Genomic DNA, 6,147 nt, shown 5'->3' with positions numbered 1-6,147 from the left:
AGTTGTGTCGCCAGATGCATCGCTGGGTAGCCAAGTGCGGAAGGGATAAGCGCTGAAAGCATCTAAGCGCGAAGCCCCCCTCAAGATGAGATTTCCCATCCCCTTGTGGGAGTAAGACCCCTTGAAGATGACGAGGTAGATCGGTCCGAGGTGTAAGCGCAGTGATGCGTTCAGCTGACGGATACGAATCGGTCGAGGACTTCTCCTGGATTCATTCCAGCTACACGCTTTTCTTCCGTATCCGGTTTTCAGGGTGCATACCCTGTAATCCAATCGTCTGGTGATGACAGCGGAGGGGACCCACCCGTTCCCATCCCGAACACGGCAGTTAAGCCCTCCAGCGCCGATGGTACTTGGGGCGCGAGCCCCTGGGAGAGTAGGACGTTGCCAGGCATTTGATTGTGGAGAGGTGTCCGAGTTGGCCGAAGGAGCACGATTGGAAATCGTGTAGGCGGGCATAAACCTGTCTCGAGGGTTCGAATCCCTCCCTCTCCGCCATTTTTTCCCTTTCATGCAAATTGCCTTGATCTTCTTTTCTAAGTATGTTAAGATGCTAATTACTTGTGGTTCGGTAGCTCAGTCGGTAGAGCAGAGGACTGAAAATCCTCGTGTCGGCGGTTCGATTCCGTCCCGAACCACCATTGATTTTGCCGGTGTAGCTCAACTGGTAGAGCAACTGACTTGTAATCAGTAGGTTGGGGGTTCAAGTCCTCTCGCCGGCACCAACGCGTCGTAGGGGCGTAGTTCAATGGTAGAACAGAGGTCTCCAAAACCTCAAATGCGGGTTCGATCCCTGCCGCCCCTGCCATTTATCGCTTTTGCATCTTGCCTTGGAATTGGCCTTCCAACTGACGAAGTTCGGACTGGGCCCGTTCCAACCATTTTTGTTCCACTTGGTCATCCTTATCAGCCGGTTCGGCGAATTGGTTGAAGCTCCCGGATACTAAGCCAACCCCGGCGTGATCGTCAGATTTCGTTTGGTATTGGTGCTTTAGCACAAAGGGGCGACCGATCCGGAGGGTGGCTTTACGGGTACCGATACTTCCTTCGACGGCGGTAACAGGCACGCGCAGATAGGCGCGGTGTTCCTTGTTTTCCTCCCAATCGAGCGGCTTGTCGTAATATCCGTGATCGTATTCGTATCCGCCTCCTAGGATAAAACCTGTTTCATTCATTAGGCGGTCGATTTCAACAAAGCTTCCTTCCAGGTTTTCAAGGGATGAAGAGACTTGGATCATCAAGGATCCTCCTTTCGGATTTATTGTGCCACAGCGGTCCCATCCTCATTCAGATAAGGCGGCATAGCCAAGTGGTAAGGCAGAGGACTGCAAATCCTTTACCCCCGGTTCGAATCCGGGTGCCGCCTCCACCTATTTATCATTTTTGATGGAACCGTAAGGATTGTACAAAGTTTTCCTTCCTTACGCGGATGTGGCGGAATCGGCAGACGCGCTAGATTCAGGATCTAGTGGTCATTATGACCGTGGAGGTTCAAGTCCTCTCATCCGCACCATATGTGCCCTTAGCTCAGCTGGATAGAGCGTCTGACTACGGATCAGAAGGTCGGGGGTTCGAATCCTCCAGGGCACGCCAAAAGCACCGGAAAACCGGTGCTTTTTTTATTCGGGTTTAGTAAGCACGAGGGGTTCACGTACCTAATGAGCGAAGGGTACATGTTAATCGTGCTGGAAATTTTTTATCAAGAAAAAAGCTTGACTACCCGTCCCAAATGTCATATGATATATATTGTCGCCGTCAAAAGAAAGCAACACGACATGCGGAAGTAGCTCAGGGGTAGAGCACCACCTTGCCAAGGTGGGGGCCGTGGGTTCGAATCCCATCTTCCGCTCCAGGTAAGCGGATGTGGCGGAATCGGCAGACGCGCTAGATTCAGGATCTAGTGATCATTATGATCGTGGAGGTTCAAGTCCTCTCATCCGCACCATATGTGCCCTTAGCTCAGCTGGATAGAGCGTCTGACTACGGATCAGAAGGTCGGGGGTTCGAATCCTCCAGGGCACGCCAAAAGCACCGGAAAACCGGTGCTTTTTTGTATTGAAATACGATGGAGACTCCCCCCGTCTAAAAGGCGTGGGGTTTTTGGGTTATAGCGCCAGCAGTCCATCTCTGCTTTGGACAACGCCTAAGCTCAGGAGTGCTCAGAAGAAGTGGCTTTTAGGGAACTCTCCGGTCCTATGCAGTTAAGGGTACTCATATGAGCGGAACGCTTGTTACCAGCGTTTTAGTTTCCTTTTTTGGGGGGGGAGCGTTTTTTTCCCATATCCGTTCCAAAAATCCGGATCTTCGGCGCCGAGATACCAGAGGGACCAACCCCCGATGTCAGGGTGCTTCGCTTGAAGCTGTTTAACCTTGTCGATCAGGCTGGTTCCGTTCGGTACACAACCGGAAATCTCCCGACCGCTCTGGCGGGTGACAAAGCAGGTTTCTCCCGATTGACGGTTAAGGGTGGCGTGTCCTTCAGCGGTCCATTGGGGTATCTGGCTGTGGAGAAGAGGAAATTGCTTGCCCTCCTCTGGCCAAATATAGCCGTAGGAGGATAGGCTGAGGTAAATTTTTTTAGAAGGAATCTGCTCTTTGGCGAAGGCAAGCAGTTGATCGATCCATTGTGTAGTAACTGAAGGACCCGGATGTTTCCAACTGTAATTCCAGGCCATGATCTTCACACTGTCTGCGGCTTGGCCGATCCGCTTCCAATCTTGGGCCTTCTGGGCAGGATAATTCCCTGGTTCTGAGGTCTTCGGGTGAACCGCGACACTCAACCATTTTCTCTGGTTGTGTAAGGCTGTGGCTAGCTCTTCCACGAAGAGGGAAAATTCTTCCCGGTCTTTTTGCAGCAAGGGCTGAAATTGTAATTCAATGCCGTCATATCCGTTTTCGACTATCTGTTTGAGGATGTTTTTGGTCAGGGCTTTTCTCTTCTTCTCATGTGTGAGGAGCTTATGGAGCATCGACGGAGAATAGTCGCCACCGAGAACGGGCATGATTCGAATCCCACTTTTTCCGGCGATTCGAACGGCTTTGGGATGGACGCTTTTCAACCCGTCCTTCAAGCGGATGTTTCCGTCAGGTGTTACATCGTATCCGAGGAAATTCACCTCTTGAATCTGTTCTTTTTGAGAGTGAAAGGTCTTCAGTGTTTTCTCGGACTTCCACCAAGGAAACCAGACAGAGAACTGAAGCTTTTTCCGGTTTTGCTGTGCTGCCGGGGAAGACGGAGCAGGAACGACTGTTTTTGGCTGTCTTGAATGGGCTGAGGAAGAAGGTGTATGGTTCGCTGTTTTCACCGAAGCGGTAGCTGGAATAGAAGGCTTTCGGGTGAGGTCAGGGTTGCGCCAGTTATTATGAAGGATTTGGCGGGTGTCTCCCTGACGGTCGGTGTGCTTCGGGAGGGGATTCAGCTTCGGGGAAACAAGGTCCTCTCCGGTTTTGCCACCCGGCTCCCACCAATCTTTTTCCTCCTCTTCCTCACCGGGATTGAGCCGGAGAGACCATTCTTCATTTCCGGATGATTTTTCCCCGGTAGAACCCTCCCGTTTGGTTTTACCCATGCTGTCAGAAGGATCCTTACCCATAACAGCAGACAAGGTCCATATCCCCCCACCACCGAGAGTCAGCAGGAAGAAAAGGCAGATCCAAAGGGGAAGGCGACGGAAATGGCGGGGAGTGGCAGGCGGTTCTTCATCATTGAAGCTCTTTTTTGCGGGACGAAGATCAAAATGGTTCCTCAAGAAATATCCTCCTCTTCTTGTATTTCCCTTATCATATCGAATGTTGTCGATAATGGATATATATTTGTGAAAAATGTCGGAAAAGAAGGAAGGAAAGAGGATTCGAAGGAAAAAAATATTTTTTTAGGATAATATTTTTAATATGAGGAGGATTTTGAATACCCCACCTCGTATTTATAACCGTCAGACATTTCCAAGAATTTTGAGGGGGAGAACCATGGGAAGAAAACCGCGTGGTTGGATTTTTGCCTTGTTGTTCGTGTTCGTATTGTCCGGATTTGCAATGCCGGCACAGGCCCTAGACCCAAACAGCGATCAAGCTGAAAAAGCGGGCTCAGGGGACGGTTATTATTTCGTGCAATTGAAGGATGAACCTGTTGCCACCTATGACGGAGGCGTCAAAGGAATGAAAGCCACTCAGGTGGCAGAGGGCGAACAGCTTGACGTACGGGATTCCGAAGTAAAGGCTTATGAGCGATACCTTTCCGGCAAACAGAACAGCTATAAAAAGTGGCTGCACAAAAAAGCGTCCAAGGTAAAAGTCGTGGAGGATTATTCCGTCACCCTGAACGGGATCGCTGTCAAAGCGAATAACGTTAACCCTGAAGTCCTGAAAAAAGGGCCGGGTGTCAAAAAAGTCGTCAAAAGCATCCGGTATAAGCCGGCAATGAATAAGAGCCATGCGTTTATTGCCGACAAACCACTTTGGGATATGGGATACCAGGGCGATGGCGTCAAAGTGGCGATTATCGACAGCGGGATTGACCAATCCCATCCCTTTTTCCGTGATTCCAAGCTGAAAGTACCGCAAGGATATCCGAAAGTTTCCAGGTCCGATTGGAAGAAATACACGACCAATAAAGTGATCGTGGCTAAGGTATTCAGCCCAGATTCAGAGGCGACTCCGCAAGCGATCGGCAGCCATGGTACCCATGTGGCGGGAACGGTGGCCGGGGTGGAAGGTTTCAAAGATCCTAGTGGAGCAACAAAAACGCCTCTCTCTGGTGTGGCTCCCAAGGCTTATCTTGGCAACTACAATGTATTCCCTTGTGATAGTTGCCAAGCAGAGAGCATCCATATCGCTGCTGCCGTGGAGGCTGCTGTGAAGGACGGGATGGATGTGGCCAACCTGAGTCTAGGGGGGCCGGCGGAACCTGGTTTCGATTTGCTGGCGGAGATTGTGAACGCCGCGATGGATGCAGGGATGACCACCGTGATCTCGGCGGGAAACAGTGGTCCCGGCGAAATGACCATCGGCTCTCCTGGGACCGCTGACAAAGTGATTACGGTTGCGGCTGTGGCAAATAGTCATTTTATCGGGCAGCCAATAAGTGTGACTGTGGACGGACAGGAAAAGTCCATACCGATAGCCACCGCAAATCCGGGCGGCAAAATCGGGGAGAAAACCAGTGGGCCACTGGCCGTGGTAACCGATGATAACGGCGAGGCCTGTTCCGGTATTTCAGACGATTTAACAGGGAAAGTGGCCGTTATCAAACGAGGGAATTGCCCCTTCACCGATAAAGCCTATAACGCTCAGCAGAAGGGAGCAACAGGGGTCATCATCGTTAACAATGTTCCCGGTGACCCTTCGGCGATGCTGGTGCAAGATAAGGTAACCATCCCTGTGGTCATGATTTCCCAGCGCGACGGTGAATGGCTCCTCAAAGGAAGCGAAAGTACTGTTTCCATGGATCCTTCTGCTTTGGAAGAATTCGACAGTGAAAACGGAAAGTCGCTAGCTTCCTTCTCTTCCCGGGGCCCGACCGTCAACTACACCTTGAAACCCGATGTGGCGGCAGTGGGAGTGAATGTCTACTCCAGTGTGGTCGGCGGCGGCCTTTCCTCCTACAACGGAACTTCCATGTCAGCCCCCCATGTAACAGGAGCGGCTGCTCTCCTCAAACATGCCCGCCCGGATTGGACATCACAGGAAATCAAGGCGGCGTTGATCGGCACCGGTACCAACATCAAAGGCGGCCCGACTCTTCCTCTGGAAGTGGGCGGAGGTGTCATCAATGTAGCTAATGCTCTGGATACACCGGCGATGGCAACACCCGCTAGCCTCAGCTTTGGCCTGGTGAAAAAGGGTGAGGAAAAGACGATCACGGTGGACCTGAAAAACACTTCCGATAAGAAACAGGTGTATCGCTTCTCTTCCAGCAACAACGTGGACGTCAGTGCGGCCTCCATGCGGCTGGAACAAGGAAGTTCCGGAACCTTCACGGCCACGGTAAAAGGGACGGGTAAAACGGACACCGATTCACAAGGGTATATCCGCATCAAAAACGATGACGGCAAAACAATCCGCATCCCGTATCATTACCGTACTGTTAACCGGTAAGTGAATAAGTCTAAACCGCTCTCCTCGAGGAGAGCGGTTTTTTTAATCAGGAAG

At 51.3% G+C, this 6,147-nt stretch carries 3 protein-coding genes, 10 tRNA genes and 2 rRNA genes; 13 read left to right on the top strand and 2 right to left on the bottom strand.

Annotation, left to right across the window (positions count from 1 at the left end):
• The 6 genes from ACFOUO_RS10130 to ACFOUO_RS10105 form a co-directional block, all read left to right on the top strand.
• A 23S ribosomal RNA gene (locus ACFOUO_RS10130) occupies nt 1–208 on the top strand; the annotation flags it as partial.
• A gap of 68 nt (nt 209–276) precedes the next feature.
• Nucleotides 277–393 (top strand): 5S ribosomal RNA (rrf, locus tag ACFOUO_RS10125).
• 10 nt (nt 394–403) lie between these two features.
• Nucleotides 404–498, top strand: a tRNA-Ser gene (locus ACFOUO_RS10120).
• 67 nt (nt 499–565) lie between these two features.
• Nucleotides 566–641, top strand: a tRNA-Phe gene (locus ACFOUO_RS10115).
• A gap of 8 nt (nt 642–649) precedes the next feature.
• Nucleotides 650–725 (top strand) — tRNA-Thr (locus tag ACFOUO_RS10110).
• Between the two features lie 9 nt (nt 726–734).
• A tRNA-Trp gene (locus ACFOUO_RS10105) sits at nt 735–808 on the top strand.
• Between the two features lies 1 nt (nt 809).
• On the opposite strand, the gene ACFOUO_RS10100 is transcribed toward ACFOUO_RS10105, so the two are convergent.
• Nucleotides 810–1,238, bottom strand: a complete 429-nt coding sequence (locus tag ACFOUO_RS10100) for a YugN family protein (RefSeq protein WP_380704762.1) — start codon at nt 1,236–1,238, stop codon at nt 810–812.
• Nucleotides 1,239–1,295: 57 nt separating this feature from the next.
• On the opposite strand from ACFOUO_RS10100, the gene ACFOUO_RS10095 reads away from it, so the two are divergent.
• The 6 genes from ACFOUO_RS10095 (at nt 1,296) to ACFOUO_RS10070 (ending at nt 2,025) form a co-directional block, all read left to right on the top strand.
• Nucleotides 1,296–1,369: transfer RNA gene (locus tag ACFOUO_RS10095), tRNA-Cys, on the top strand.
• Nucleotides 1,370–1,425: 56 nt separating this feature from the next.
• Nucleotides 1,426–1,513 (top strand) — tRNA-Leu (locus ACFOUO_RS10090).
• 3 nt (nt 1,514–1,516) lie between these two features.
• Nucleotides 1,517–1,593, top strand: a tRNA-Arg gene (locus tag ACFOUO_RS10085).
• Nucleotides 1,594–1,777: 184 nt separating this feature from the next.
• Nucleotides 1,778–1,852, top strand: a tRNA-Gly gene (locus ACFOUO_RS10080).
• Nucleotides 1,853–1,857: 5 nt separating this feature from the next.
• Nucleotides 1,858–1,945, top strand: a tRNA-Leu gene (locus ACFOUO_RS10075).
• Nucleotides 1,946–1,948: 3 nt separating this feature from the next.
• Nucleotides 1,949–2,025: transfer RNA gene (locus ACFOUO_RS10070), tRNA-Arg, on the top strand.
• 206 nt (nt 2,026–2,231) lie between these two features.
• On the opposite strand, the gene ACFOUO_RS10065 is transcribed toward ACFOUO_RS10070, so the two are convergent.
• The gene (locus ACFOUO_RS10065; RefSeq protein WP_380704760.1) at nt 2,232–3,749 is read right to left on the bottom strand and encodes a glycosyl hydrolase family 18 protein; all 1,518 of its coding nucleotides are present in this window, start codon (nt 3,747–3,749) and stop codon (nt 2,232–2,234) included.
• 217 nt (nt 3,750–3,966) lie between these two features.
• Here ACFOUO_RS10065 and ACFOUO_RS10060 point away from each other — a divergent pair, with 217 nt between their 5' ends.
• Nucleotides 3,967–6,093, top strand: a complete 2,127-nt coding sequence (locus tag ACFOUO_RS10060; protein ID WP_380704758.1) for a S8 family serine peptidase — start codon at nt 3,967–3,969, stop codon at nt 6,091–6,093.
• The last annotated feature ends 54 nt before the right edge of the window (nt 6,094–6,147 follow it).

Origin of the sequence: Salinithrix halophila, assembly GCF_042650125.1 — a bacterium.
Classification (GTDB): Bacteria; Bacillota; Bacilli; order Thermoactinomycetales; family DSM-45169; genus Salinithrix; species Salinithrix halophila.
This window is presented reverse-complemented; position numbering and strand designations above follow the sequence as displayed.